This window comes from Mycobacterium asiaticum (genome assembly GCF_001673635.1).
Classification (GTDB): domain Bacteria; phylum Actinomycetota; class Actinomycetes; order Mycobacteriales; family Mycobacteriaceae; genus Mycobacterium; species Mycobacterium asiaticum_C.
In genome coordinates this window covers 70879-96728 of sequence record NZ_LZMH01000044.1, presented here as the reverse complement: position 1 = coordinate 96728, position 25850 = coordinate 70879, and the positions used below count along the sequence as shown (strand labels likewise).

Annotated in this window: 21 protein-coding genes, 2 tRNA genes and 1 pseudogene; 18 read left to right on the top strand and 6 right to left on the bottom strand. The window is 66.6% G+C overall.

Features of this window, described 5'->3' with window-relative positions:
- Window positions 1–6: 6 nt before the first annotated feature.
- The 6 genes from A5645_RS13285 to A5645_RS13260 all read left to right on the top strand — a co-directional run bounded on the left by A5645_RS13285 (window position 7) and on the right by A5645_RS13260 (window position 10706).
- Entirely contained in the window at window positions 7–2382 is a 2376-nt protein-coding gene (locus A5645_RS13285) for a glycerol-3-phosphate 1-O-acyltransferase (protein WP_065129829.1), read from the top strand.
- A gap of 144 nt (window positions 2383–2526) precedes the next feature.
- Entirely contained in the window at window positions 2527–3006 is a 480-nt protein-coding gene (locus A5645_RS13280; protein WP_065037009.1) for a single-stranded DNA-binding protein, read from the top strand.
- Between the two features lie 67 nt (window positions 3007–3073).
- Window positions 3074–4750 (top strand): energy-dependent translational throttle protein EttA, encoded by a 1677-nt coding sequence (ettA, locus tag A5645_RS13275; RefSeq protein ID WP_065037008.1) that lies wholly within the window; start codon window positions 3074–3076, stop codon window positions 4748–4750.
- A 54-nt stretch (window positions 4751–4804) separates the two neighbouring features.
- Entirely contained in the window at window positions 4805–9643 is a 4839-nt protein-coding gene (locus A5645_RS13270) for an NAD-glutamate dehydrogenase (protein ID WP_065129828.1), read from the top strand.
- On the top strand, window positions 9640–10053 hold the full coding sequence (locus tag A5645_RS13265; RefSeq protein ID WP_065037006.1) for an acyl-CoA thioesterase: 414 nt from the start codon (window positions 9640–9642) through the stop codon (window positions 10051–10053). Before A5645_RS13270 ends, A5645_RS13265 begins: the two co-directional genes overlap by 4 nt.
- Window positions 10041–10706 carry a DUF8010 domain-containing protein gene (locus A5645_RS13260; RefSeq protein WP_065129827.1) on the top strand — a complete coding sequence of 222 codons (666 nt, stop codon included), beginning with the start codon at window positions 10041–10043 and terminating at the stop codon, window positions 10704–10706. The genes A5645_RS13265 and A5645_RS13260 overlap by 13 nt, the downstream gene beginning before the upstream one ends.
- Window positions 10707–10760: 54 nt before the next feature.
- Here A5645_RS13260 and A5645_RS13255 read toward each other — a convergent pair whose 3' ends face one another.
- The 3 genes from A5645_RS13255 to A5645_RS13245 form a co-directional block, all read right to left on the bottom strand.
- The gene (locus A5645_RS13255) at window positions 10761–11777 is read right to left on the bottom strand and encodes an NAD(P)/FAD-dependent oxidoreductase (RefSeq protein WP_065129887.1); all 1017 of its coding nucleotides are present in this window, start codon (window positions 11775–11777) and stop codon (window positions 10761–10763) included.
- Window positions 11778–11841: 64 nt separating this feature from the next.
- The gene (locus A5645_RS13250) at window positions 11842–13416 is read right to left on the bottom strand and encodes a glycoside hydrolase family 13 protein (RefSeq protein ID WP_065129826.1); all 1575 of its coding nucleotides are present in this window, start codon (window positions 13414–13416) and stop codon (window positions 11842–11844) included.
- Window positions 13416–13811: a globin gene (locus tag A5645_RS13245; protein ID WP_065037049.1), complete on the bottom strand. Its 396-nt coding sequence runs from the start codon at window positions 13809–13811 to the stop codon at window positions 13416–13418. Before A5645_RS13245 ends, A5645_RS13250 begins: the two co-directional genes overlap by 1 nt.
- A gap of 129 nt (window positions 13812–13940) precedes the next feature.
- On the opposite strand from A5645_RS13245, the gene A5645_RS13240 reads away from it, so the two are divergent.
- From A5645_RS13240 to A5645_RS13225, 4 genes are all read left to right on the top strand, one after another.
- Window positions 13941–14588: an HNH endonuclease gene (locus A5645_RS13240; protein ID WP_065037003.1), complete on the top strand. Its 648-nt coding sequence runs from the start codon at window positions 13941–13943 to the stop codon at window positions 14586–14588.
- Between the two features lie 72 nt (window positions 14589–14660).
- Window positions 14661–14888, top strand: coding sequence for an aa3-type cytochrome oxidase subunit CtaJ (gene ctaJ / locus A5645_RS13235; protein WP_065129825.1), 228 nt, complete (start codon window positions 14661–14663; stop codon window positions 14886–14888).
- Window positions 14875–15342, top strand: coding sequence for a DUF5130 domain-containing protein (locus A5645_RS13230; RefSeq protein WP_065037001.1), 468 nt, complete (start codon window positions 14875–14877; stop codon window positions 15340–15342). Before ctaJ ends, A5645_RS13230 begins: the two co-directional genes overlap by 14 nt.
- 25 nt (window positions 15343–15367) lie before the next feature.
- Complete coding sequence (locus A5645_RS13225) at window positions 15368–16105, top strand: hypothetical protein (RefSeq protein WP_065129824.1); 738 nt, start codon at window positions 15368–15370, stop codon at window positions 16103–16105.
- On the opposite strand, the gene pepN is transcribed toward A5645_RS13225, so the two are convergent.
- The gene (gene pepN / locus A5645_RS13220) at window positions 16096–18696 is read right to left on the bottom strand and encodes an aminopeptidase N (RefSeq protein ID WP_065037048.1); all 2601 of its coding nucleotides are present in this window, start codon (window positions 18694–18696) and stop codon (window positions 16096–16098) included. The two genes, A5645_RS13225 and pepN, sit on opposite strands and share 10 nt — an antisense overlap.
- A gap of 123 nt (window positions 18697–18819) precedes the next feature.
- On the opposite strand from pepN, the gene A5645_RS13215 reads away from it, so the two are divergent.
- From A5645_RS13215 to A5645_RS28720, 4 genes and pseudogenes are all read left to right on the top strand, one after another.
- A complete protein-coding gene (locus A5645_RS13215; protein WP_065129823.1) occupies window positions 18820–19431 on the top strand; it encodes an Rv2466c family mycothiol-dependent reductase in 612 nt (203 codons plus the stop codon).
- A 104-nt stretch (window positions 19432–19535) separates the two neighbouring features.
- Window positions 19536–20015, top strand: a complete 480-nt coding sequence (locus A5645_RS13210) for a ribose-5-phosphate isomerase (protein ID WP_065120581.1) — start codon at window positions 19536–19538, stop codon at window positions 20013–20015.
- Window positions 20016–20030: 15 nt separating this feature from the next.
- Window positions 20031–20831, top strand: coding sequence for an Fpg/Nei family DNA glycosylase (locus A5645_RS13205; protein WP_065129822.1), 801 nt, complete (start codon window positions 20031–20033; stop codon window positions 20829–20831).
- 174 nt (window positions 20832–21005) lie between these two features.
- A pseudogene (locus A5645_RS28720) lies at window positions 21006–21197 on the top strand (Mtp family mycobacterial-type pilin); the annotation flags it as partial.
- A 25-nt stretch (window positions 21198–21222) separates the two neighbouring features.
- Here A5645_RS28720 and A5645_RS13200 read toward each other — a convergent pair.
- Both A5645_RS13200 and A5645_RS13195 read right to left on the bottom strand, forming a co-directional pair.
- Complete coding sequence (locus A5645_RS13200) at window positions 21223–22422, bottom strand: serine hydrolase domain-containing protein (protein WP_065129821.1); 1200 nt, start codon at window positions 22420–22422, stop codon at window positions 21223–21225.
- A gap of 33 nt (window positions 22423–22455) precedes the next feature.
- Window positions 22456–22526 (bottom strand) — tRNA-Gly (locus A5645_RS13195).
- A gap of 133 nt (window positions 22527–22659) precedes the next feature.
- Between A5645_RS13195 and A5645_RS13190 the strand changes: the two genes are divergently transcribed.
- The 4 genes from A5645_RS13190 to clpP2 all read left to right on the top strand — a co-directional run bounded on the left by A5645_RS13190 (window position 22660) and on the right by clpP2 (window position 25612).
- Window positions 22660–22736: transfer RNA gene (locus A5645_RS13190), tRNA-Pro, on the top strand.
- A 51-nt stretch (window positions 22737–22787) separates the two neighbouring features.
- Window positions 22788–24272, top strand: coding sequence for a trigger factor (gene tig / locus A5645_RS13185; protein WP_065129820.1), 1485 nt, complete (start codon window positions 22788–22790; stop codon window positions 24270–24272).
- A gap of 108 nt (window positions 24273–24380) precedes the next feature.
- The gene (gene clpP1 / locus A5645_RS13180) at window positions 24381–24971 is read left to right on the top strand and encodes an ATP-dependent CLP protease proteolytic subunit ClpP1 (RefSeq protein ID WP_036358432.1); all 591 of its coding nucleotides are present in this window, start codon (window positions 24381–24383) and stop codon (window positions 24969–24971) included.
- Entirely contained in the window at window positions 24968–25612 is a 645-nt protein-coding gene (gene clpP2, locus A5645_RS13175) for an ATP-dependent CLP protease proteolytic subunit ClpP2 (protein ID WP_065036995.1), read from the top strand. The genes clpP1 and clpP2 overlap by 4 nt, the downstream gene beginning before the upstream one ends.
- The last annotated feature ends 238 nt before the right edge of the window (window positions 25613–25850 follow it).

The following is a 25850-nucleotide window of genomic DNA, read 5'->3' as shown; positions in this document are numbered from 1 at the left end:
ACGGCTGTGACCCAGCCGGCCGCCGACACCAGCGCAGTCCTGACCGCTGAAGATGCGCTCGTGCTTGCGTCGATGGACACGCCCGCCGAGATGCAACTGGTCATGGAGTGGTTGCGCCAGCAACGTGCCCGCCATCCCGAGATCAAGTTCGACGTGTTGAAGCTGCCGCCGGAGGATGCGCCACCGGGCAGTCTGGCCGCGCTCGTCGAGGAATTCGAATCCGGCAGCGACCGCTCGATCGTGCCGGTGCGAGTGTTCTGGCTGCCGGCCGCCGACCGGGGCAGAGCGGCCAAGCTGTCCGCACTCCTTCCGGGCCGAGATCCGTACCATCCCAGCCAACGTCAGCAACGCCGCATCCTGAAAACCGAACCGTGGCGCGCCCGGGTGGTGGCCGGTGAGTCGGCCAAGGTGTCCGAGCTTCGGCAGCAGTGGCGTGACACCACCGTCGGTGAAAATACCGCGGAATTCGCGCAATTCGTCAGTCGCCGGGCGCTACTGGCATTGGCCCGCGCGGAATATCGGATCCTGGGCCCGCAATACAAATCTCCCCGCCTGGTCAAGCCGGAAATGTTGGCCTCGACGCGTTTTCGTGCCGGCCTGGAAAACATTCCCGGTGCCACCGTCGAGGAAGCCGGCAAGATGCTCGACGAACTGGCGACCGGCTGGAGCCAGGCGTCGGTGGACGTCATCTCGGTGCTCGGCCGGTTGCTGAGCCGCGGTTTCGATCCGGAGTTCGACTACGACGAGTATCAGGTCGCCGCCATGCGCGCCGCCCTGGAAGCGCACCCAGCCGTGCTGCTGTTCTCGCACCGGTCCTACATCGACGGCGCCGTGGTGCCAGTCGCAATGCAGGACAATCGGTTACCGCCGGTCCACATGTTCGGCGGCATCAACCTGTCCTTTGGTGTGATGGGACCACTGATGCGCCGGTCCGGGACGATCTTCATTCGGCGCAACATCGGCGACAACCCGCTGTACAAGTACGTGCTCAAGGAGTACGTGGGCTACATCGTCGAGAAGCGGTTCAACCTGAGCTGGTCCATCGAAGGCACCCGGTCGCGGACCGGAAAGATGTTGCCGCCCAAGCTCGGTCTGATGAGCTATGTCGCCGACGCCTATCTGGATGGCCGCAGTGACGACATTCTGTTGCAGGGCGTTTCGATCTGCTTCGACCAGTTGCACGAGATCGCCGAGTATGCGGCGTACGCCCAAGGCGCCGAGAAGACGCCCGAAGGTTTCAGCTGGCTCTACAACTTCATCAAGGCCCAGGGCGAACGCAACTTCGGCAAGATCTATGTCCGCTTCCCGGAAGCGGTTTCGATGCGCCAGTACCTCGGCCCACCGAACGGTCCGCTAGCCCGCGATGAAGCGGCCAAACGCCTTGCACTGCAGAAGATGTCGTTCGAGGTGGCGTGGCGGATCCTGCAGTCCACCCCGGTGACGGCGACCGGCCTGGTATCCGCGCTGCTGCTGACCACTCGCGGACTGGCGCTCACGCTGGATCAGCTGCACCACACCCTGCAGGAGTCGATGGACTACCTCGACCGCAAGCAGACCCCTGTGTCCACCAGTGCCCTGCGGCTGCGCTCGCGCGAAGGTGTGGGGGCGGCGGTGGACGCATTGTCCAACGGCCACCCGGTAACTCGAGTCGACAGCGGCCGGGAGCCGGTGTGGTACATCGCCCCGGAAGACGAACACGCCGCGGCGTTCTACCGGAACTCGGTCATCCACGCATTCCTCGAGACTTCGATCGTCGAACTGGCGCTGGCGCACGCGCGGCACGCCACCGGCGACCGAGTCGAGGCGTTCTGGGCGCAAGCGATGCGGCTGCGCGACCTGCTGAAATTCGATTTCTATTTCGCCGACTCCGCGGCGTTCCGGGACAACATCGCCCGGGAGATGGCGTGGCACCAGGATTGGGAAGCACACGTGGCCGCCGGGGGCGACGAGATCGAGAAGATCCTGTACGCCAAGCGGCCGTTGATCTCCGAAGCGATGCTGCGAGTGTTCTTCGAGGCCTACGAGATCGTCGCCGACGTACTGCGCGACGCTCCGCCCGACATCGGTCAAAAAGAGTTGACGGACCAGGCGCTCGGGGTGGGTCGTCAACACGTCGCGCAGGGACGGGTACGCAGCAGTGAGTCGGTGTCGACGCTGTTGTTCGCCACCGCCCGCCAGGTCGTCACCGACCAAGACCTGATCGCGCCCGCGCCGGACCTGTTCGAGCGGCGCAGCGCTTTCCGGCGCGAGTTGCGTGACATCCTGCGTGACTTCACCTACGTGGGTCAGATCGCCCGGAATCGATTCGTCGAGCGGGAGGTCGAAGCGCGCCGGCAGCGGATGCACGCACAGCGCGAGACGGGCAGCGCCACGCCCGCCTGACCGCCAACTCGTCCACAGTCGCGGCGTTGTCCACAAGTTCGCCTCGGCCTCGGCGCTGCGGGCCCGGTTCGTCGGTGGGCACGGGCTCAATGGGCTCAACACCGAGCACGACCAAGCAATCTCGCGGAAGGAAACTGAGCCCACATGTTCGAGACACCGTTCACCATCGTCGGCCACATCGTCACCGATCCCCAGCGCCGGCAGGTTGGCAATGAGGAGCTGATCAAATTCCGGGTGGCGAGCAATTCCCGTCGCCGCACCAGCGACGGCGGCTGGGAGCCGGGCAACTCGCTGTTCGTCACCGTCAACTGCTGGGGCCGCCTGGTCACCGGAGTGGGTGCCGCACTGGGCAAGGGCGCACCGGTGATCGCCTACGGCCACCTCTACACCAGCGAGTACGAGGACCGTGACGGCAATCCCCGTTCGTCGACCGAAATGCGGGCGATAGCGGTGGGGCCGGACCTGGCGCGCACCATCGCCCGCATCGAAAAGCAGCGCTACACCGGTCCCGCCCCTGAGGCGGCTCCGAGCGCCGAGGTGGGCACCGATGTCGCCGGCGGCAGCCACCCCGACCCGGCTGGAGACGTTGCCGCAGGACCCGGCGGGCTGCCACTGTCGGCCTAGCGTTTCCCGGCGGTGCATAGGATGGGCCGCGGATATTTTCGAAAGATCAGAAAGGCAACACCGCGGCATGGCTGAGTTCATCTACACGATGAAGAAGGTCCGCAAGGCGCATGGCGACAAGGTGATTCTCGACGACGTGACGTTGAGCTTCTACCCGGGCGCCAAGATCGGCGTCGTCGGCCCCAACGGGGCCGGTAAGTCGAGCGTCTTGCGGATCATGGCCGGACTGGACAAGCCGAACAACGGTGACGCCTTCCTGGCCAACGACGCGACCGTCGGCATCCTGCTCCAGGAGCCGCCGCTGAACGAGGAAAAGACGGTCCGGGGCAACGTCGAGGAGGGTTTGGGCGAGATCAAGGTCAAGCTCGACCGCTTCAACGAGGTCGCCGAGCTGATGGCCACCGACTACTCCGACGAGTTGATGGAGGAGATGGGCCGCCTGCAGGAGGACCTGGACCACGCCGACGCGTGGGACCTGGACTCGCAGCTCGAGCAGGCCATGGACGCGCTGCGCTGCCCGCCGCCGGACGAGCCGGTGACCAACCTGTCCGGCGGTGAACGGCGCCGCGTCGCGCTGTGCAAGCTGCTGCTGTCTAAGCCGGACCTGCTCCTGCTCGACGAGCCGACCAACCACCTGGATGCGGAAAGCGTGCAGTGGCTCGAGCAGCACCTGGCCAGCTACGCCGGGGCGATCCTGGCGGTCACCCACGACCGGTACTTCCTGGACAACGTGGCCGAATGGATCCTCGAGCTCGACCGCGGCCGCGCCTACCCCTACGAAGGCAACTACTCGACCTACCTGGAGAAGAAGGCCGAGCGGATCGCGGTTCAGGGCCGCAAGGACGCCAAGCTGCAGAAGCGCCTGCAAGAGGAGTTGGCCTGGGTCCGCTCCGGCGCCAAGGCCCGACAGGCCAAGAGCAAGGCTCGATTGCAGCGCTACGAGGAGATGGCCGCCGAGGCGGAGAAGACGCGCAAGCTCGACTTCGAGGAGATCCAGATCCCGGTCGGCCCGCGCCTTGGCTCGGTGGTGGTCGAGGTCGACCACCTCGACAAGGGCTTCGAGGGCCGCACCTTGATCAAGGACCTGTCCTTCACCCTGCCTCGCAACGGCATCGTCGGCGTGATCGGGCCCAACGGTGTCGGCAAGACCACGCTGTTCAAGACCATCGTCGGGCTGGAGGAGCCGGACAGCGGCACCGTGAAGGTCGGCGAGACGGTCAAGCTGAGCTACGTCGACCAGACCCGCTCCGGCATCGATCCGAAGAAGACGGTGTGGCAGGTGGTCTCCGACGGGCTGGACTACATCGAGGTAGGACAAACCGAGGTGCCGTCCCGGGCGTATGTGTCGGCGTTCGGGTTCAAGGGTCCCGACCAGCAGAAACCTGCGGGCGTACTGTCCGGTGGCGAGCGCAACCGGCTGAATCTGGCCCTGACCCTCAAACAGGGCGGGAACCTGATCCTGCTCGACGAACCGACCAACGACCTGGACGTCGAGACGCTGAGCTCGCTGGAGAACGCGCTGGTGAATTTCCCGGGCTGCGCGGTGGTGATTTCCCATGACCGCTGGTTCCTCGACCGGACCTGCACGCACATCCTCGCCTGGGAGGGTGACGCCGACAACGAGGCCAAGTGGTTCTGGTTCGAGGGCAACTTCGGCGCATACGAGGAGAACAAGGTTGAGCGGTTGGGAGCCGACGCGGCGCGTCCGCACCGCGTGACCCACCGCAAGCTGACACGGGACTAGTGTCAGGTCCGGCACTAGCCCAGCGGTACCCGTCGCGAGTGGGGAGCAATCGGAATGACGATCGATCCCGGAGCAAGAGATGACGTCGCGGCGTGGAGCACGTTCACGCAGCGGTCCGGAATACCTGACTGGGTATCCAAGGCGTACATCGACAGCTATCGCGGATCGCACGACCGCGAACCGGGTTTGCCGGATCCCGCCTCCGCACTGGTAACGCCCGCGATCGTGGATGCTCACCGCCGGCTCGCCGAGCACCGGCCGACCGGTGAGAGTTCCGTGGCGGTGTACCCCGCCGACGACCCCGGCGGGTTCGGGCCGGCGCTTCAAGTGGTCACCGATCAGGGCAGCATGCTGATGGATTCGGTCACCGTGCTGCTGCACCGGCTCGGCCTGTCCTACACGGCGATCCTGACGCCGGTCTTCGAGGTCCGCCGCGATTCCGCGGGCGAGATCCAGCGGGTCGAGCCGAAGTCCGACGACTCCTCGCCCTACGCCGGCGAGGCCTGGATCCACGTTCAACTCTCTCCCGCGGTGGACAGCAAGGTCCTTGCGGAGGCGGAACGGCTGCTGCCGAAGGTGCTGGCCGATGTGCAGCGGGTCGCCACCGACGCATCGGCGTTGATCGCCACCCTGAGTGAGGTCGCCGCCGCCGTCGAGAACGACCCCGAGGGCCACTACCAGGCACCCGACCGGCAGGACGTGGCGGCGCTGCTGCGCTGGTTGAACGACGGCAATTTCCTGCTGCTGGGCTACCAGCGCACCGAGGTGCAGGACGGCCTGGTCGTCGGTGACGGGTCCAGTGGCCTGGGTGTGCTGCGGGCCCGGTCCGGCACCCGGCCCCGGCTGACCGACGAGTCCAAACTGCTGGTGCTGGCTCAGGCGGCGGTGGGCAGTTATCTGCGTTACGGCGCCTACCCATACGCCATCGCAGTGCGCGAATACGCCGACGGCGCACGGGGAGACGCCGGCACGGTCTACGAGCACCGCTTCGTCGGCTTGTTCACGGTCGCCGCGATGAACGCCGACGTGTTGGAGATCCCAACCATCTCGCACCGGGTTCGCGACGCGCTGACGCTAGCCGGCAGCGACCCCAGCCACCCGGGCCAGCTGCTGCTCGACGTCATCCAGACCGTCCCGCGACCGGAGCTGTTCACACTCAGCGCCGAGCGGCTGCTGACGATGGCCAAAGCCGTCGTCGATATGGGATCCCAACGGCGCGCGCTGCTGTTCCTGCGCGCCGATCGGCTCCAGTTCTTCGTCTCCTGCCTGGTGTATCTGCCGCGCGACCGCTACACGACCGCGGTGCGCTTGCAGATCGAGGACATCCTGGCCCGCGAATTCGGCGGCACGAGGTTGGAGTTCACCGCGCGGGTCAGCGAATCCCCGTGGGCGCTCATGCATTTCATGGTCCGGCTGCCCACCGACGATCCACATCCGCGGCCGGTCGACGTGTCGGAGGCGAACCGCGTCCGCATCCAGGGGCTGCTCAGCGAGGCAGCCCGGACCTGGGGTGACCGCCTCGGCGCCGCGGCGCCGACGGATGCGGTCAGCTACGCCGACGCCGAGCACTATGCGAGCGCGTTCTCCGAGGCGTACAAGCAGGTCGTCACCCCCGCCGAGGCCATCGGGGACATCGCCGTCATCAAAGAACTCAGCGACGATTCGGTCAAGCTGGTGTTCTCCGACCGGGACGAGCAGGGCGTCGCGCAGCTGACCTGGTTCCTGGGCGGCCGCACCGCCTCACTCAGCCAGTTGTTGCCGATGCTGCAGAGCATGGGCGTCGTGGTCCTCGAAGAGCGCCCGTTCACCGTCACCCGGCCCGACGGGCTGCTGGTGTGGATCTACCAGTTCAAGATCGTCCCGCATCCGACCATCCCGTTGGCGGCGTCGGACGAAGAGCGCGAGGCGGGTGCGCAACGATTCGCCGACGCCGTCACCGCCATCTGGCAGGGCCGGGTGGAGATCGACCGGTTCAACGAGCTGGTGATGCGCGCCGGGCTGACCTGGCAGCAGGTGGTGCTGCTGCGCGCCTACGCGAAATACCTGCGCCAGGCCAACTTTCCCTACAGCCAGTCCTACATCGAGACGGTTCTCAACGACCATCCCTCGACCGCACGGTCGTTGGTCGCGTTGTTCGAAGCGCTTTTCGACCCCAGCTCCGCCGGCAGCGGCCGGGACGCGCAAGCCGCCGCCGCCGCCGTCGCCGCCGACATCGACGCGTTGGTGAGCCTGGACACCGACCGCATCCTGCGGGCGTTCGCCTCGTTGGTCCAAGCCACGCTGCGCACCAATTACTTTGTCAACCGCCCGGATTCGGCGCGCAGCCGCAATGTGCTGTCGGTCAAGCTGAACGCGCAACTGATCGACGAGCTGCCGCTGCCGCGGCCCAAATTCGAGATCTTCATCTACTCGCCCCGAGTCGAAGGCGTGCACCTGCGCTTCGGCCCGGTCGCGCGCGGCGGGCTGCGCTGGTCTGACCGCCGCGACGACTTCCGCACCGAGATTCTGGGCCTGGTCAAGGCGCAGGCGGTCAAGAACGCCGTCATCGTGCCGGTCGGTGCCAAAGGCGGCTTCGTCGTCAAGCGTCCGCCGCTGCCGACCGGCGACCCCGCCGCCGACCGCGACGCCACCCGCGCCGAAGGCGTCGCCTGCTATCAGCTGTTCATCTCCGGACTGCTCGACGTCACCGACAACGTCGACCACGCCACCAAGGCCGTCCATCCGCCACCCGGGGTGGTGCGCCGCGACGGCGACGACGCCTATTTGGTCGTGGCGGCGGACAAGGGCACCGCCACCTTCTCCGACATCGCCAACGACGTCGCGAAGTCGTACGGCTTCTGGCTCGGCGACGCGTTCGCTTCCGGGGGATCGGTCGGCTACGACCACAAGGCCATGGGCATCACCGCCAAAGGCGCGTGGGAGGCGGTCAAGCGGCACTTCCGCGAGATCGGCGTGGACACCCAATCCGAGGACTTCACCGTCGTCGGCGTCGGCGACATGAGCGGCGACGTGTTCGGCAACGGCATGCTGTTGAGCAAGCACATCCGGCTGATCGCCGCGTTCGACCACCGGCACATCTTCCTCGATCCCGACCCCGATGCGGCGTCGTCATGGGTGGAACGCAAGCGGATGTTCGATCTGCCGCGGTCCAGCTGGGACGATTACGACAAGTCGCTGATCAGCGCGGGCGGCGGGGTGTACAGCCGGGAACAGAAGGCCATCCCGATCAGCCCGCAGGTCCGCGAAGCCCTCGGCATCGATGGGGACGTGCAGGAAATGGCGCCGCCCAACCTCATTCGCGCGATTCTTCAGGCGCCGGTCGACCTGCTGTTCAACGGCGGCATCGGCACCTACATCAAAGCCGAAGCGGAATCCGATGCCGATGTCGGCGACCGCGCCAACGACCCGGTGCGCGTCAACGGAAGTCAGGTGCGCGCCAAGGTGATCGGCGAAGGCGGCAACCTCGGCGTGACCGCCCTGGGCCGAGTTGAATTCGACCTGTCGGGCGGTCGGATCAACACCGACGCACTCGACAACTCCGCCGGTGTCGACTGCTCCGACCACGAGGTCAACATCAAGATCCTGATCGACTCGCTGGTCACCGCGGGCAAGGTCAAGGCCGAGGAACGTAAGCAGCTGCTCGAGTCGATGACCGACGAGGTCGCCACGCTGGTACTCACCGACAACGAGGACCAGAACGACCTGATGGGCACCAGCCGCACCAACGCGGCCAGCCTGCTTCCCGTGCACGCTGACCAGATCAAGTACCTCGTCGCCGAGCGCGGCGTCAACCGCGAACTCGAAGCGCTGCCGTCGGAGAAGGAGATCGCCCGGCGCACCGAGGCCGGCATCGGCCTCACGTCACCCGAATTGGCGACGTTGATGGCGCACGTGAAGCTGGGCCTCAAAGAGGAATTGTTGAAGACCGAGCTGCCCGACCAGGACGTCTTCGCCTCGCGGTTGCCCTATTACTTCCCCAAGCCGCTTCGGGAACGGTTCACCCCGGAGATCCGGGGGCACCAACTGCGCCGCGAGATCGTCACGACCATGCTGGTCAACGACATGGTGGACACCGCGGGCATCAGTTACGCCTACCGGATCGCCGAGGACGTCGGCGTCACACCCATCGACGCCGTGCGCACGTACGCGGCCACCAACGCGATCTTCGGCGTCGGACACACCTGGCGGCGCATCCGCGCGGCCAATCTGCCGGTCGCGCTGTCCGACCGGTTGACCCTGGACACCCGGCGGCTGATCGACCGGGCCGGTCGCTGGCTGCTGAACTACCGGCCCCAGCCGCTGGCCGTCGGCGCCGAGATCAACCGCTTCGCCGCGAAGGTCAGAGCCCTGACGCCACACATGTCGGAGTGGCTGCGCGGCGACGACAAGGCCATCGTCGAGAAGGAGGCCGCCGAATTCACCGCGCAGGGTGCGCCGCCGGACCTGGCCTACCGGGTGGCTGCCGGGCTGTACCGCTACAGCCTGCTCGACATCATCGACATCGCCGACATCACCGAGATCGAGACCGCCGAGGTTGCCGACACATATTTCGCGTTGATGGACCGCCTGGGCACCGACTCGCTGCTCACCGCGGTGTCCGAACTGCCTCGCAACGACCGCTGGCACTCCTTGGCGCGCTTGGCGATTCGCGACGACATCTACGCCTCGTTGCGGTCGCTGTGCTTCGACGTGCTCGCGGTGGGTGAGCCCGACGAGAGCGGTGAGCAGAAGATCGCCGAGTGGGAACACATCAGCGCGTCCCGGGTGGAACGGGCACGCCGCACCCTCGACGAGATACGGGAGAGCGGCGCGACGGATCTCGCGACCCTGTCGGTGGCGGCGCGGCAGATCCGGCGCATGACCCGCACCAGCGGTCGAGGTTCGTCGGGGTGAGCATCGGATACGTCGCGGCGGTGCCGGTGCGCTGGTCGGACATCGACATGTACCAGCACGTCAACCACGCCACCATGGTCACGATCCTCGAAGAGTCGCGGGTGCCCTTCCTCAAGGAGCCGTTCGGCGCCGACATCACCACCATCGGCCTGCTGATCGCCGACGTGCGGGTTACCTACAAAGACCAACTGCGGCTGGCCGACTCGCCGCTGCAGGTGACCATCTGGACCAAGCGGCTGCGGGCCGTCGACTTCACCCTGGGCTACGAAGTGCGTTCGGTGAATGCCGACCCGGAGTCCAAGCCCGCCGTCATCGCCGAGTCGCAGCTGGCCGCGGTGCACATCAAGGAGCAGCGGCTGGTGCGACTGTCGCCGCACCATCGGGAGTACCTGCAGCGGTGGATTCGGTAGCGGAGCGCGGGCTGTGGCTGCCTGACGACGCCCACCGCGCGGATCTGGCCAAGTTCGTCGATCATGCGCTGCGCCTCGACGATGCCGCGGTCATCCGGCTTCGCGCCCGCGCAACGGGACTCGTGACCGCGTGGGTGGCAACGGGTTTCGATGTGCTGGCCAGTCGCGTGGTGGCCGGCACGGTGCGGCCAGACGACATGTCGGTCGGCGCCGACGGATTGGCGCGCGGGCTGGCGGCTGCCGCGGCCGCCGACGGCTACGTCGAACCCGGTTTCGCCATGGACTCGGCGTGGCGGGGCGCACTGCCGCCGGATTCGGGGTTCACCCACCTCGACGACGTACCGGCCAAGGCGATCCTGGAGCTGTCCCAGAGCGGTGCCCAATTGGCCCGCGAGCACGGCAGCGCCCACGGCCCGCCGGTCTCGCTGCTGGATCAGGAGGTCATCGAGGTCAGCTCCGGTGACACCGTGGTCGGATTGCCGATGCGCTGCGTATTCGCCTTGACCGCAATGGGTTTCCTGCCGCCATCGGCGGACGCGATCGGCGACGACGAAGTGATCCGGGTGCGGGTGCTGCCGACCTGGCTGCGCGTCGACGCGCGATTCGGGTCGGTGTACCGACGGCGGGGGCCGGCATCGCTGGTGCTGCGCTGAGCCGCGTGCCAGATCACCCGGGCTTTTGAATCAGCGCGAGTTTTTCGCGGAGCCTCAGGTGCGGTAGACCGTCCACAACGGCAGCACGCTGTTGAGGTAGTCCATGAATTTCTTCAGACCCACCCGATGCTGCCCGTAGCCGTACGGGTCTTCGGCGTATTCGGGAAACGCGATGCCCAGTCCGAACAAGCCGGGAGCGATGATCCCGTTCTGCTGGTTGTACTCCAGGGGCCCCCACTGCGGTGTCGTCGGCAGTTCCCGGCGATCGAAGCCGACGGTGTAGACCACGCGGTCGCACTCGGCCAGTTTCTCTTCGAATTCGGGACTGGAAACCCAGTACCTTTCCAGCCGATCCGGGTACACCCCGTCGATATTCTCCCGGGCCCACTCGGCCGCCCGGCCTTTGAGGCCGGTGTCATCGAACAGGATCCAATCATCGAGGTACACCGCATATTTGAGAGGACTGCGGTAGAAGTTGATCACCTTGTTGACCGGATGGCGCAATAGATGAGGCAGCGCGATCATCGACGAGTGCGAGGAGCCGAAGACGGCCACCGTCGCACCTTCGAGCGGTTCGGCGGCGAGCTTCTCGGGGTCCAGTGCCACCTCGACCGGTATCTCGTCCAACTGCGGATAGTTCAGTTTCCTGGGCACCGCACCGACGGCCAGAATCACATTGTCGGCGATGACGGGGTCACCCTCGGTCTCGATGCGCCACCGCCTGTTCTCCAGGAAAAGCGCGGTCGCCGTGGTCTGGAAGGCATGCACCCGCTCGCGCAGATGGTCGGTGATCCACAACAACGGGTCGGCTACCAGTGCCAGCGCGCACGTCTCGGCCGGGTCAACCTCACGCAGCGGCAGGGGTGGCGCCTCGGAGAAGCGAAATGACTTGGCGCCGTTGAGATATTCCAGGAATGTGCCGGCAACGGTGTTGCTGGATACCGACCGCCACTTGGCGCCGAGATCGCCCGCGCCGAAGGCCGGGTCGATCCAGGCGAGCCTTTCCTGCGGGATGCCCCGGTCCAGCAGCCGCCCGACCGCGGCGATTCCCGCGGGTCCCGCTCCGATCACTGCCCACGCGTACGAAGTCATGCATCACCTATAGAGCAGCGAGCGACCGAAAGCGAGCGAACGGTTACCCGAGCCATGCCGCGCCGTCCGCCGGCAACCGGCCGTCCACCAGCGGCGCGCTGCTCAACAACAGCTCGCCCGGCGGCAGCGCGACCGGCTGATAACCGGCGTTGAGCACGCAGACCAGGCCGCCGCCGCGGCGCCGGAAGATCAGCACCCCGGCCGGCGAGGACAACCAGTCGATCGCTGTTCCGTCGAATTCGGTTCGCGCACCGCGCAATCGAATGACTTCGCGGAAGAACGCCAGCGTTGACCCGGCGTCGGCGCGCTGCTTCTCGACGGTCAGTGACGCCCAGTCGGCGGGCATCGGCAGCCAGGTGTCGGGGTTCGTGGAAAACCCGAACGGGGGAGCGTCACCCGACCACGGCATCGGAACCCGGCATTTGTCGCGGCCGCGCTCGGTGTGCCCGGAGCGTTCCCACGTCGGGTCCTGCAGCACCTCATCGGGCAGATCCACGTCCGGCAAACCCAGTTCCGAACCGTTGTAGACGAACAGCGCGCCGGGCAGCGCGAGCATCAGCATGACCATCGCCTTCGCCCGGGCCAGGCCGACCTCACCGCCGCCGTATCGGGTGACCTCGCGGCCCACATCGTGGTTGGACAGCGTCCAGGTCGGGGTGGCATTCTCCAGCGCCGCGGCCTCCAGCGAATTCTGAACCGCGGCATGAATCTCGGCCGCGTCGAAGTCGGTGCGGGTGAGCCGGAAGTTGAAGCCGAGATGCAGTTCATCGGGCCGGACGTATTCCGCCCACTGCGCGTTGTCGTGGACCCACACCTCTCCGACGGTCACCGCGTCGGGGTAGTCGTTCATGACGGTGCGGATGTCGCGGTGGATGGCGTGCACGTGCGGCCGGTTGAAGCGCGGGTCCTCGTCGCTGTGCCGCAGGATCTCGACTGCGGCATCCGGCGCGTCCGGCAGGCCCGCCGGCTTGGCCATCCCGTGCGCCACGTCGATGCGGAACCCGTCCACCCCGCGTTCCAGCCAGAACCGCAGCGTCTTCTCGAAGTCGTCGAAGATCTCCGGGTTGTCCCAATTCAGGTCCGGCTGCTCGGTGTCGAACAGGTGCAGATACCACTGCCCGGGGTTGCCATTCGGCTCGATCACCCGCGTCCACGCCGGGCCGCCGAACACCGACTCCCAATTGTTCGGCGGCAGCAGGCCATCCGGCCCGCGGCCGTCGCGGAAGAAATATCGTTCGCGTGCGTCGGTGCCCGGGCCGGCGCCCAGCGCGGCCTGAAACCACGGATGCTGGGAGCTGGTGTGGTTGGGCACCACGTCCATGGTGACCTTGATGTTGCGGGCGTGCGCCGCGGCGATCAGCCGCTCGAAGGCGGCCATCCCGCCGAACAGCGGGTCGATGTCCCTGGGATCGGCAACGTCGTAGCCGTGGTCGGCCATCGGCGAGACGGTGACGGGGTTGACCCAGATCGCGTCCACGCCGAGCCACACCAGATGATCCAGCCGGTCGGCGAGCCCGTCGAGGTCGCCAACACCGTCACCATCGCTGTCGGCGAACGACCGCGGATACACCTGGTAGAACACCGCGGACTGCCACCACGGCTGTGACTGGGCTGCCATCAGATCGCCGAGTTGACGAGGGAGTGCGCAGCCATCTCCAGATACTGGAGCAACTGCCGCCGATGCTCGTCGTCCAGCGTCTGGGAGTCAATGGAGCCCACGGCGGTGTACATGCACCTCAGCCAGGCGTCGCGTTCGAGCGCAGTGATCCGGAACGGCACGTGCCGCATCCGCAACCGCGGGTGTCCGCGCTGCTCAGAGTAGGTGCGCGGGCCGCCCCAGTACTGCTCGAGGAACATCCGCAGCCGCTCCTCGGCGCCGCTGAGGTCCTCCTCGGGGTAGAGCGGACGCAGGATTTCGTCCTCGGCAACCTGCTCGTAGAAGCGCGAGACGATCGCGTCGAAGGTCTTGGCGCCCCCGATGGCGTCGTAGAAGGTTTCTGTTGTTTGATCCATCGCTGTCCATTGTGAGGCACCCGCGACCGTGGCCGCGACGCTCCGGCTATTCACCGGATCGACACGGCGCCGACCGGGAATAGGCGTGCGATCTGCAGAAAATCGTGGTGAACTGTCGGCGGAGGATTTATGGCGCAGCGCAACAAACGCCGCAGCCACCGCAGTTCGGGTGCCGCGGCATATGGGACCGGGCCTGCCGCCGCGCCATCTCTCCATAGTGTCGACACCCATCCGCCTTCGCGCACCGACGGCGCATCCATCTGGAGCCGGCGGCGGGTGCTGTTGCTGAACTCCACCTACGAGCCGCTCACCGCGTTGCCGATGCGGCGCGCGATCGTCATGGTGATCTGCGGCAAGGCCGACGTGGTACACGACGACCCGGCCGGGCTGATCATCCATTCCGCGACCCGCTCGATCGCGGTGCCGTCCGTGATCCAGCTGCGGTCCTACGTCCGGGTGCCCTACCGCGCCCGGGTGCCGATGACGCGGGCAGCGTTGATGCACCGCGACCGGTTCTGCTGCGCCTACTGCGGCGCCAAGGCCGACACCGTCGACCACGTGGTGCCGCGCAGCCGCGGTGGTGACCACTCGTGGGAGAACTGCGTCGCGTGCTGCTCGGCATGCAACCACCGCAAGGGCGACAAACTGCTCAGCGAACTCGGCTGGGCGTTGCGGCGCGCGCCGCTACCGCCGACCGGTCAGCACTGGCGGCTGCTGTCCACGGTCAAGGAGCTGGACCCGTCGTGGGCCCGCTACCTCGGTGAGGGCGCGGCCTGATTCTGGGAATTTCCGGGGTCCTAGGTGTCCCGGTATCACCCCGGGTGGGATACGGTTTGCGTCGTGAACGCTATGCAGACTCACCTGCTGCTAGTAGGTGTCCCGTTGTTGCTGGTGGTGGTCCTGAGCTTGCTGACCTTGACGCGCAAGGGCCCGCATCCCAAGAGCTATAACCTGTCGGAGAAGTGGACACACGCGCCGATTCTGTGGGCCGCCACCGATGAGGCTGTCGGCGGTTCCCACGGTGGTCACGGCCGGTCGGAGTTCACGGTTGGAGGTGGCGCAAGTGGCACATGGTGAAGTCGCGACGGTAGAGCCCACCGACCTGCCCAAGGGTTGGGTGCTCACGACGAGCGGACGCATCTCCGGGGTCACCGAGCCCGGCGAGCTTTCGGTGCACTACCCGTTCTCCATCAAAGAGCTTGTCGCCGTGGACGATGCGCTGAAGTACGCCTCGCGTGCTTCCAAGGCGCGGTTCGCCGTCTACCTCGGTGACCTGGGCAGCGACACCGCCGCCCGGGCTCGCGAGCTCCTGGCCAAGGTCCCGACCCCCAACAACGCGGTGCTGCTCGCGGTGTCGCCGAATCAGAGCGCCATTGAGGTGGTGTACGGCTCCGAGGTGCGTGGTCGGGGTGCGGAGTCGGCGGCCCCGCTCGGTGTGGCCGCCGCTTCGTCGGCGTTCGAGCAGGGCAATCTGATCGACGGCCTGGTCAGCGCGATCCGGGTGCTCAGCGGGGGCATATCGCCGGCCTGACCGCCGGTGCGCCTCAGCGCGACGCGTGACGAGTTATGCACAGCGGTGGCGGGACAACGCCGCCCGTCGTGCGATCGCGCCCGACGTCGTCGCCGAGATCGCCGAACGTCACGGCATCGACGCGGCCGCGCTGACTCTTCTCGACGGGTACGAGGAGATCACCGATCCGCATGGCAAGTCGTTCTTCCTCGTCCCCTCCGGCATTAGCGGAGACGAGGTACGCCGGGCGGTGCTGCTGACCTACGTACTCAACGCCGGCACCGACTACGGCAACGCGGGCCGCCACCCGGGGATAACGAATGACTTCCCCGAGACGGCGTACTCGACCGCCGAGGTCGGGCGGATCAAGGACCGGCAGCGGGCCAACAGCTGGAGCTACGACCGGGACGTCCGGTTCGTCCACCGCAACGGCGGTCGCCTGATGACGACGCCGCACGGGATCCTGATGGGCACCGGCGGCAACTGGCTTCAGCGGCTCTACAGCCAGCGGGGTGGAACGACCTGGGGTGACATCTTCATGGTCAACACCGCCCGCGGGGCCGACCCCGCCGAGGCGCTGCGCGGCATCGTCCGCGCGCAATCGCCCCGGCTGGCACTGGACCGGCTCCTGCACCACGAGGAGCGGCACAGCGCGCAGTGGGCGGAACTGGGCTATGCGGGCATGCTGCGCGCCTACAGCTGGGAACTGTTTCGCGAGTTGGTCTTTCGCCGCACCAACCGGCTGGAACTGGCGGCCGGCTTACGCGACGGCGGCTACTGCTGAGCCTCGGCGTCGAACTTGCGTGCCCGCAAGGACCGCTTCACCCCGGCCTGCCCTTCGAGCACCAAGCGGCGCAGCGACGGCGGCACCTCGGATTCCGGTGCTTGCAGGAACTTGTCGGCTGCGGCAATCGCCTCCTCGCTGATGTCCCAGTGCGGGTACAAGCCGATCACCACCGACTGTGCGACTTCGCTGGACCGGCGCGCCCACACCGCCGGGATCACCTCGAAATAGCGGTCGGTGAACGGCTTGAGCAACTCGCCCTGTCCCGGGGCGGCGATGCCTGCGATGATCGCCCGGCTCAACGCGTTGGCCAGGGTGTCGTCTTCGACCACGCGGGTGTACGCATCCTGCTTCACCTGCAGCTGCGGTCGCGCCGCCGACGCTTGAGCTCCGTGCCGTCGGCCCGCGGCCGTCCGGTCGTTCTGCGTCTCGGCGTCGATGCGCGGCGTATCGGGACCGTCGGCGTCGATTGCGCCGGCGGTGGCCAGGGCGACGACCACCCGCCAACGCAGGTCGGTGTCCACGTCCAGGCCCGCCAGGCCCTGCTCGGCCGGGTCCCGGTCCAGTAACGCCGACAGCACGTCCACGTGCCGCGGCGACAGCACCGACGTGCACAAGGCGTTGACGAAGACCAGCTGATGATCCGATCCGGGTTCGGCGCCGCGGGCCAACTCCAGCAGCCGGTCGGCGAGCTGCGGCCACCCGTGCTCGCGAGCCCACCCCGGCTCGGCGTAGGAACCCACCGCCGTCTGTGCCTGCAACAGCAGCCGCTGCGCCACCGTCACCTCGCTCTCGGCCTGGATGCCGTTCAGCACCAACGCCACGAAGTCGCGGGCACGCAGTTCGGCCTCGCGGGTCATCTCCCAGGCGGCCGACCAGACCAGCGAGCGCGGCAGCGGCTCGGCGATATCGGCAATGCGCTCCAGCGCGGTCTGCAGCGACTCCGGGTCAAGCCGCAGCGAACAGTAAGTGAAGTCGTCGTCGTTGACCAAAACCAGCTTGCCCCGCGAAACTCCTACCAGCGCAGGCACTTCGGTGGTTTCGCCCTCGACATCGAGTTCTTCGCGGTGCACCCGCACCAACTTGCCGGAGCCCTCGTCGTCGTAGATGCCCACGGCCACCCTGTGCACCCGCGTCTCACCCTTGCCGGGCGCGGCACCGCTCTGCGTCACCGCGAACCGGGTGAACTTACCGTCACCGTCGACATCGAAGTCCGGCCGTAATGTATTGAGCCCGGTGGTTTTCAGCCATTGCTGCCCCCAGTTCGACAGGTCGCGGCCGGACGCCTTCTCCAGCGCGGACAGCAGATCACTGAAGGTCGCGTTGCCGAATGCGTGAGTCTTGAAGTAATCCCGCAACCCGGCCAGGAAGTGGTCCAAGCCCACGTAGGCGACGAGCTGCTTGAGCACCGAGGCGCCCTTTGCGTAGGTGATGCCGTCGAAGTTCACCTCGACCGCGTGCAGGTCGGGGATGTCCGCGGCGATGGGGTGGGTGGAGGGCAGCTGGTCCTGACGGTAGGCCCACGACTTCTCCACCGTCGCGAATGTTGTCCAGGCTTCGGTGTATTCGGTCGATTCGGCCTGGCACAGCACCGAGGCGAAGGTGGCGAACGACTCGTTGAGCCACAGGTCGTCCCACCAGGTCATGGTGACCAGGTCGCCGAACCACATGTGCGCCATTTCGTGCAGCACCGTCTCGGCTCGGCGCTCGTAGGACGCCCGGGTGACCTTGCTGCGGAACACGTAGTCTTCCAGGAACGTCACCGCCCCGGCGTTTTCCATTGCGCCGGCGTTGAATTCGGGCACGAACAGCTGGTCGTACTTGCCGAACGCGTAGGGCATACCGAAGTTGCGGTGGTAGAAGCCGAAGCCCTGCTTGGTCTCGGTGAACAGCCGCTCGGCGTCCATGTGCGGCGCCAGCGAGGCGCGGCAGTAGATGCCGAGCGGGATCTCGCCGTGCTCGTCGCTGTAGGTGTCATTCCACGCCGCATACGGTCCGGCCACCAGGGCCACCAGGTAGGTGCTCATCCGCGGGGTGGTGGCGAAGGTGTGGATGGCGGCCTTGTCGCCCTCCTCTACGGACAGCGGCGCGCCGTTGGAGACCACCTGCCAGTGCTTGGGCGCGGTCACCTGAACGTCGAACGTGGCCTTGAGGTCCGGCTGGTCGAAGCAGGCGAACATCCGCTTGGCGTCGGCGGTTTCGAACTGCGAGTACAGGTAGGTCTCGTCGTCGACCGGGTCGACGAAGCGGTGCAGGCCTTCGCCGGTGTTGGAGTAACGGCAGTCCGCGTCCACCACGACGACGTTGCGGTCGGCCAGGCCGCGCAACGTGATACCGGTCGACTCGTCGTAGCCGGACACGTCGAGGTCTTGACCGTTGAGGCTGGCGCTGTGAATGGTGTCGGCGGCCAGGTCAAGCACGGTCTCGGCACCGGCGAGGGCATCGAACACCACGGTGGTGGTGGAGCGGAAGGTGCGTTCGCCGGGTTTGCCCGCGCCGTCGGTGACGTCAAGGTTGATCTGGTAGCTGTGCACGGTGACCAGGGCGGCGCGTTCGACTGCCTGGTCGCGAGTGAGGTTGGGAAGGGCCACGCGCTCCAACATATCGGCTGAGCGTCGCCGCTTCAGCGCGCAGCATCCCCGCGGGAACAGTCCGGGTGTGGCTACGGTTGTGTCTGAGCGGACTGTCCGATGTGTCGACGAGAGGACGCAGTAATGGCCGAGAAGTCTGAAGCTGGGTTTTGGTTCGATCCGCTGTGTCCGTGGTGCTGGATCACCTCGCGCTGGATCCTCGAGGTGGAGAAGGTCCGCGACATCGAAGTGAACTGGCACGTCATGAGCCTTGCGGTGCTCAATGAGAATCGCGAGGGACTGCCGGAGCAGTACAAGGAAATGATGGCCAAGGCCTGGGGGCCGGTGCGGGTGGCCATTGCCGCCGAGCAGGCCCACGGCAAGAAGGTGCTGGAGCCGCTCTACACGGCCATGGGCACCCGCATCCACAACGAGGGCAACAAGGATCTCGAAGAGGTCATCAAGTTGTCGCTCGCCGACGCCGGCCTGCCCGCCGAACTGGCCGAGGCCGCAACCAGCACCGACTATGACGAGGCCCTGCGCAAGAGCCACCACGCCGGCATGGACGCGGTGGGTCCCGACGTCGGCACACCGACGATCCACGTCAACGGGGTGGCGTTCTTCGGCCCGGTGATCTCGAAGATCCCGCGCGGCGAAGAGGCCGGCAAGCTCTGGGACGCCTCGGTGACCTTCGCGTCCTACCCGCACTTCTACGAGCTCAAGCGGACACGCACCGAGCCGCCCCAGTTCGACTGAGCTCAGCTCGACCGACCACACCAAGCGTGCGACCGCGCCGAGTGGCCCACGCTCGGCGGGTGGCCGTCGTGGAGCCCCGCGCCCGCTGATGCAGAATGACCGGCATGCGCGTCTACCTGGGTGCCGACCACGCCGGCTATGAGCTCAAGCAACACATCATCGAGCACCTGAAGAAGACCGGCCACGAGCCGATCGACTGCGGCGCCTTCAGCTACGACGCCGAGGACGACTACCCGGCGTTCTGCATCGCCGCGGCAACCCGCACGGTCGCCGACCCGGACAGCCTCGGCATTGTGCTGGGCGGGTCCGGCAACGGTGAGCAGATCGCCGCCAACAAGGTGCCGGGCGCCAGGTGTGCGCTGGCATGGAGCGTGGAAACGGCGTCATTGGCGCGCCAGCACAACAACGCGCAGTTGATCGGCATCGGCGGTCGAATGCACACCGTGGAGGAGGCGCTGGCCATCGTCGATGCGTTCGTGTCCACGCCCTGGTCGAAAGCCGAACGGCACCAACGCCGCATCGACATTCTCGCCGAATACGAACGGACCCACGAAGCGCCGCCGGTGCCCGGCGTCTCTTCCTGAGGAGACTGACAGCCAGTGCCCGAAGGCCATACGCTGCACCGGCTGGCCCGGCTGCATCAGCGCCGCTTCGCCGGAAACCCCGTGGCGGTATCCAGCCCGCAGGGACGCTTCGCCGACGCAGCAGTGGTGAACGGTCGGGTGCTGCGGCGCGCCAGCGCGTGGGGCAAGCACCTGTTCCACCACTACGAAGGTGGCCCGATCGTGCATGTGCACCTCGGGCTCTACGGCGCCTTCTCGGAATGGCAACGGCAAGACGGTCAAATGCCCGATCCCGTCGGACAGGTGCGGATGCGGATGGTCGGTACCGAATACGGCACCGATCTACGCGGACCCACGGTGTGCGAGGTCATCGACGCGGCCCAGGTCGACGACGTCGTCGCCCGGCTGGGGCCCGACCCGTTGCGTGCCGACGCCGACCCGGCGTGGCCCTGGGCACGAATCAGCAAGTCGCGCAGGCCCATCGGTTCCATGCTGATGGATCAGACCGTCATCGCGGGCGTGGGCAACGTCTACCGCAATGAGCTGTTGTTCCGCCACGGCATCGACCCCTACCGGCCCGCGCAGAAGGTCTCCGAGGCGGAGTTCGCCGCGGCGTGGGCGGATCTCGTGGCGTTGATGAAGGTCGGGTTGCGGCGCGGCAAGATCATCGTCGTCCGCCCCGAGCACGATCATGGTGCGCCCTCGTACGCACCCGGTCGGCCCCGCACGTACGTGTACCGGCGGGCCGGTGAACCGTGTCGGGTGTGCGGGGAGGTGGTCCGCACGGCGGTGCTGGAAGGCCGCAACGTGTTCTGGTGTCCGACCTGCCAAATTTGACCGTGTGGCGCGAAAGTTCAGTATTCACTGAGGATTTCGATCACGGTCAGCGTCAAGCCGTTTACCAGTAAATTCGCAGAAGAAACGCTGACGTCTACAGTTTCGCGGCTGGGCAGGCGGGTAGAAGATGTCCTTGTGAAAAACATTTCCCGTTTAGCTGCAACCCTTTTCGCCATGGCCGCTGCGCTGGGACTCGCCGGTGTGGGAGCGGCGACCACAGCTGCCGCACAACCCGCGCCTTTGCCTGACTATCACTGGTGCCCTGGACAATTCTGGGACCCGGGCTGGGGCCAGAACTGGGACGGCGGTAACTGTCACGACGATCATCACCGCGACAGAGATGGCAATGACCACAGTCGCGACTGGAACAACGGCTGGCGCCGATAGCGATTCAGTCGTCGGCGGGCAGGACGCCGAGCGCGCGGTAGACCTCGTTACTGAGGGCGACACTGCGCGGGTCGGCGTTCGCCTTGCTGGCGTCGAAACGGTTGGACACGTATCCGTAGCCGATCCGGTGTTCGAGGTCGACAAACGCGAATGAGCCGCCGAGACCACCGTGGCCGAAGACCAGTGGGTTGGGGCCGTTGACGCAGCGCTGGTTCAGCATGTAACCCAGGCCCCACCCGTGGTCGGCCACCCGCGGCCCCAGCACCAGGTCGGGCTCGAAGCCGCCCTGGCAGACCCGAACCAGGTCCATGTGCTCGCGGCTCAGCAGCTTCTCCTGGGCCAGTGCGTTGTAGAACGTGGCCATCCCGAGCGCGGACACCTGCGCGTTGGTGCCGGGGAATTCCAGCTGCCGCCACAGCTGCAGGTTTTCGGTGTCCAGGTCGTCGTCGGCGAGGAATCCCATCGAGATCGACATGCCGGCCTTCGGGTGGTCGGCCAAGCTGGTCGGATCGCTGGGGGCCTGCAGTTCGGCCAGCAACTGCCGGCCGGTCGGCTTGTTCACCCGCTCGGCGCAGCGGGCCTGCTCGGCCGGCGTCAGGCCGATGTGGATCTCGGCTCCGATCGGTTGGGCGATCTCGGTGCGCAGGTACTGCCCGATGGTCCGCCCGGTGACGCGACGGAAAACCTCGCCGAGGATGAATCCGAAGGTGGTCATGTGATAGCCCTGCGCCGTGCCGGGCTTCCACCACGGCTCGGCGATCTCGAGCTGCCGGCAGACGTAATCCCAGTCGCAAAGCTGCTCGGTGGTCACCCGCGTACGCGGTCCGATGACCCCGGAGCGGTGACTCATCACCATGGCCAGCGTGATGTCGTCCTTGCCGGCCTGGCCGAACTCGGGCCAGTAGCGGGTCACCGGCGCATGCAGGTCCAGCTCACCGCGATCCGCGAGCTGGTGGATGCAGGTCGACGTCAGACCCTTGGTGCCGGACAGCACGGTGGTCAGCGTGTCCTCCTGCCACGGCCGGGTGCCCGCGCCGTCGGCCCAGCCACCCCACAGATTGACCACCAGATGACCGTCGACCCATACGGCGACGGCGGCGCCGACTTCCCCACGCAGCGTGAAATTGCGCTCGAACGCGTCGCGCACTCCGACGAAGTTCGAGGCGCATGAGCCTTGAATAGTGACGCTTCCCAGGTCGCTCATTGCGCCTTTCTACCGTGCAAAATCTTAGCTCAGAGCGGGCGACGGGAATCGAACCCGCGTAGCTAGTTTGGAAGACTAGGGCTCTACCATTGAGCTACGCCCGCAAGTGTTAGTCGAGCGAGACTGTACGTGGTGGCGTAGATCAAATCTAATCGACGCAGTCGCGTGACCGCAGCGTAAGGTCCGAGGTCGCCTCCGGGCCGGGTCCCGGCTGGCCGTAGGATCGCGAGGTCAGCGCGGGGTGTAGCGCAGCTTGGTAGCGCATCCGCTTTGGGAGCGGAAGGCCGCAGGTTCAAATCCTGTCACCCCGACCAGCCCGACAAGCGCACAGCCGCACGCAGGAACGACAAACCGAGGAGCACGCCGTGAAGAGCACCGTTACGACTTTGAGCCCGACCCGGGTTCGTATCAACGTGGAGGTGCCGTTCACCGAGCTCGAACCCGATTTCCAGCGCGCCTATAAGGAGCTGGCCAAGCAGGTGCGGCTGCCCGGCTTCCGGCCCGGCAAGGCGCCGGCCCGCCTGCTCGAGGCGCGCTTCGGCCGCGAGGCGCTGCTGGACCAGGTCATCGAGGACGCCGTGCCGAGCCGTTACGGCCAAGCGTTGACGGAGTCGGACGTGCAACCGATCGGCCGGCCCAACATCCAGGTGACCAAGAAGGAGTACGGCGAAGAATTGCAGTTCTTCGCCGAGGTCGACGTCCGTCCCAAGCTGGAGATCCCCAATCTGGACGCGCTGACCGTCTCGGTCGAGCCGGTGCAGGTCGCCGACGAGGAGGTCGAGGCGGAACTGGACTCGCTGCGGGCGCGGTTCGGCACACTGGCCGGTGTCGACCGACCGGTGCAGACCGGTGACTTCGTCTCGATCGACCTGTCGGCGACGGTGGACGGCGAGGAAGTGCCGAATGCCGCTGCCGAGGGGCTGTCGCATGAGGTCGGCTCCGGCCGCCTGATCGCGGGCCTGGACGACGCTCTGGTGGGCCTGTCCGTCGATGAGTCGCGAGTGTTCACCGCCAAGCTGGCGACCGGCGAACATGCGGGCCAGGAGGCCGAGGTGACCGTCACGGTCAAGTCGGTCAAGGAGCGCGAACTGCCCGAGCCGGACGACGAGTTCGCTCAGCTGGCCAGCGAGTTCGACACCATCGAGGAACTGCGCGCCAGCCTGGCCGAGCAGGTTCGCAACACCAAGCGCGCCCAGCAGGCCGACCAGATCCGCAACGCCGCCCTGGACGCGCTGCTCGAGCAGGTCGAGGTGCCGGTGCCGGACGCGATCGTCCGCTCGCAGATGGACGAGACATTGCAAGCCGCGATGAGCGGGCTGAACCAGGACCCGGCCAAGTTCGCCGAGGTGCTTGAGCAGCAGGGCTCGTCCCGCGAGGAGTTCGAAGCCGAAGCGCGCACCGCCGCCGAGAACAACGTCAAGCGGCAGCTGCTGCTGGACGCCATCGCCGACGAGCTCGACGTCCAGGTCGCTCAGGAGGACCTGACCGAGCGCCTGGTGATGACGTCCCGGCAGTACGGCATCGAGCCGCAACAGCTGTTCGCCTATCTGCAGGAGAACAATCAGCTGGCCGCCATGTTCGCCGACGTGCGGCGCGGTCTGGCGGTCGCGGCCGTGATCGAGAAGGCGACCGTCACCGACAACGACGGCAACACGATCGATACCAGTGAGTTCTTCGGCAAGCGGCACGCCGGCCACGATCACGATCACGATCACGGCCATGATCACGATGGGGCCGAGGATGCGTCCGAAGCCGACGACGCGACCGTCGAGGCCCAAGGCGCCGAAGAAGGCAGCGAAGAAGCGGCCCAAGACGACAACGCCGAACAGGCCGACGAACCCACCTCGTGACGCTGTGAGCGAACGAGCCCTTCTCAGGTGGTCAAAGGGTGGGCCCGGTTCGTTAGTGTCAGGTGCAACACGCAATACGAGAAAGCAGGTAATTCAGTCGTGACTGACATGCGTTCGAACTCGTTGGGTCTCAACCTCACGGACTCCGTCTATGAGCGCTTGCTGTCCGAGCGCATCATCTTCCTGGGTTCGGAGGTGAACGACGAAGTCGCCAACCGGTTGTGCGCGCAGATTCTGCTGCTTGCGGCCGAGGACGCCGACAAGGACATCTCGCTGTACATCAATTCGCCCGGCGGCTCGATCAGCGCCGGAATGGCGATCTACGACACCATGGTGCTGGCGCCGTGCGACGTCGCCACCTATGCCATGGGCATGGCCGCCTCGATGGGGGAGTTCCTGCTGGCGGCCGGCACCAAGGGCAAGCGTTACGCGCTGCCGCACGCCCGCATCCTGATGCACCAGCCGTTGGGCGGGGTGACCGGTAGCGCGGCCGACATCGCGATCCAGGCCGAACAGTTCGCCGTCATCAAGAAGGAAATGTTCCGGCTCAACGCCGAGTTCACCGGCCAGCCGATCGAGCGCATCGAAGCGGATTCCGACCGCGACCGCTGGTTCACCGCGCAGGAAGCTCTCGAATACGGCTTCGTCGACCACATCATCACCCGCGCCGCCCACATCAGTAATGGAGAAGCCCAGTGAACCTTCAGGACCCCCGGATCCAACCCCAGGCGCGGTACATCCTGCCGTCGTTCATCGAGCACTCGAGCTTCGGCGTCAAGGAATCCAACCCGTACAACAAGCTGTTCGAGGAACGCATCATCTTCCTCGGCGTGCAGGTCGACGACGCGTCGGCGAACGACATCATGGCGCAGCTGCTGGTGCTCGAGTCGTTGGATCCCGACCGCGACATCACCATGTACATCAACTCGCCGGGTGGCGGCTTCACCTCGCTGATGGCCATCTACGACACCATGCAGTACGTGCGCGCCGACATTCAGACCGTGTGCCTGGGTCAGGCCGCGTCGGCCGCCGCGGTGCTGCTGGCCGCCGGTACCCCGGGTAAGCGGATGGCGCTGCCGAACGCGCGCGTGCTGATTCACCAGCCGTCGCTGTCCGGCGTGATCCAGGGTCAGTTCTCTGATCTGGAGATCCAGGCCGCCGAGATCGAGCGGATGCGCACCCTGATGGAAACCACGCTGGCCCGGCACACCGGGAAGGACGCGTCGGTGATCCGTAAAGACACCGACCGCGACAAGATCCTGACCGCCGAAGAGGCCAAGGACTACGGGATCATCGACACGGTTCTGGAATACCGGAAGCTTTCGGCGCAGAACGCCTGAGCCCAGCGAGCTGGGTGTCACCTTTCCCCGCGAGCAGACGCAAAAGCACCCGGATTTCAACGAAATCGGGTGCTTTTGCGTCTGCTCGCGGGTCAGCGTCGCGGTAGGGTTGTGGCCGGAGGGCTCGCCCAGCGGCTGACCACAGCCTCGGTGGCGTAACGACCGCGACACGCCAGGGACACGTATTGCGCGTCTCAACGAGTGGCGGAGGCTCTCGGGCTATATGTTTCATGCACAC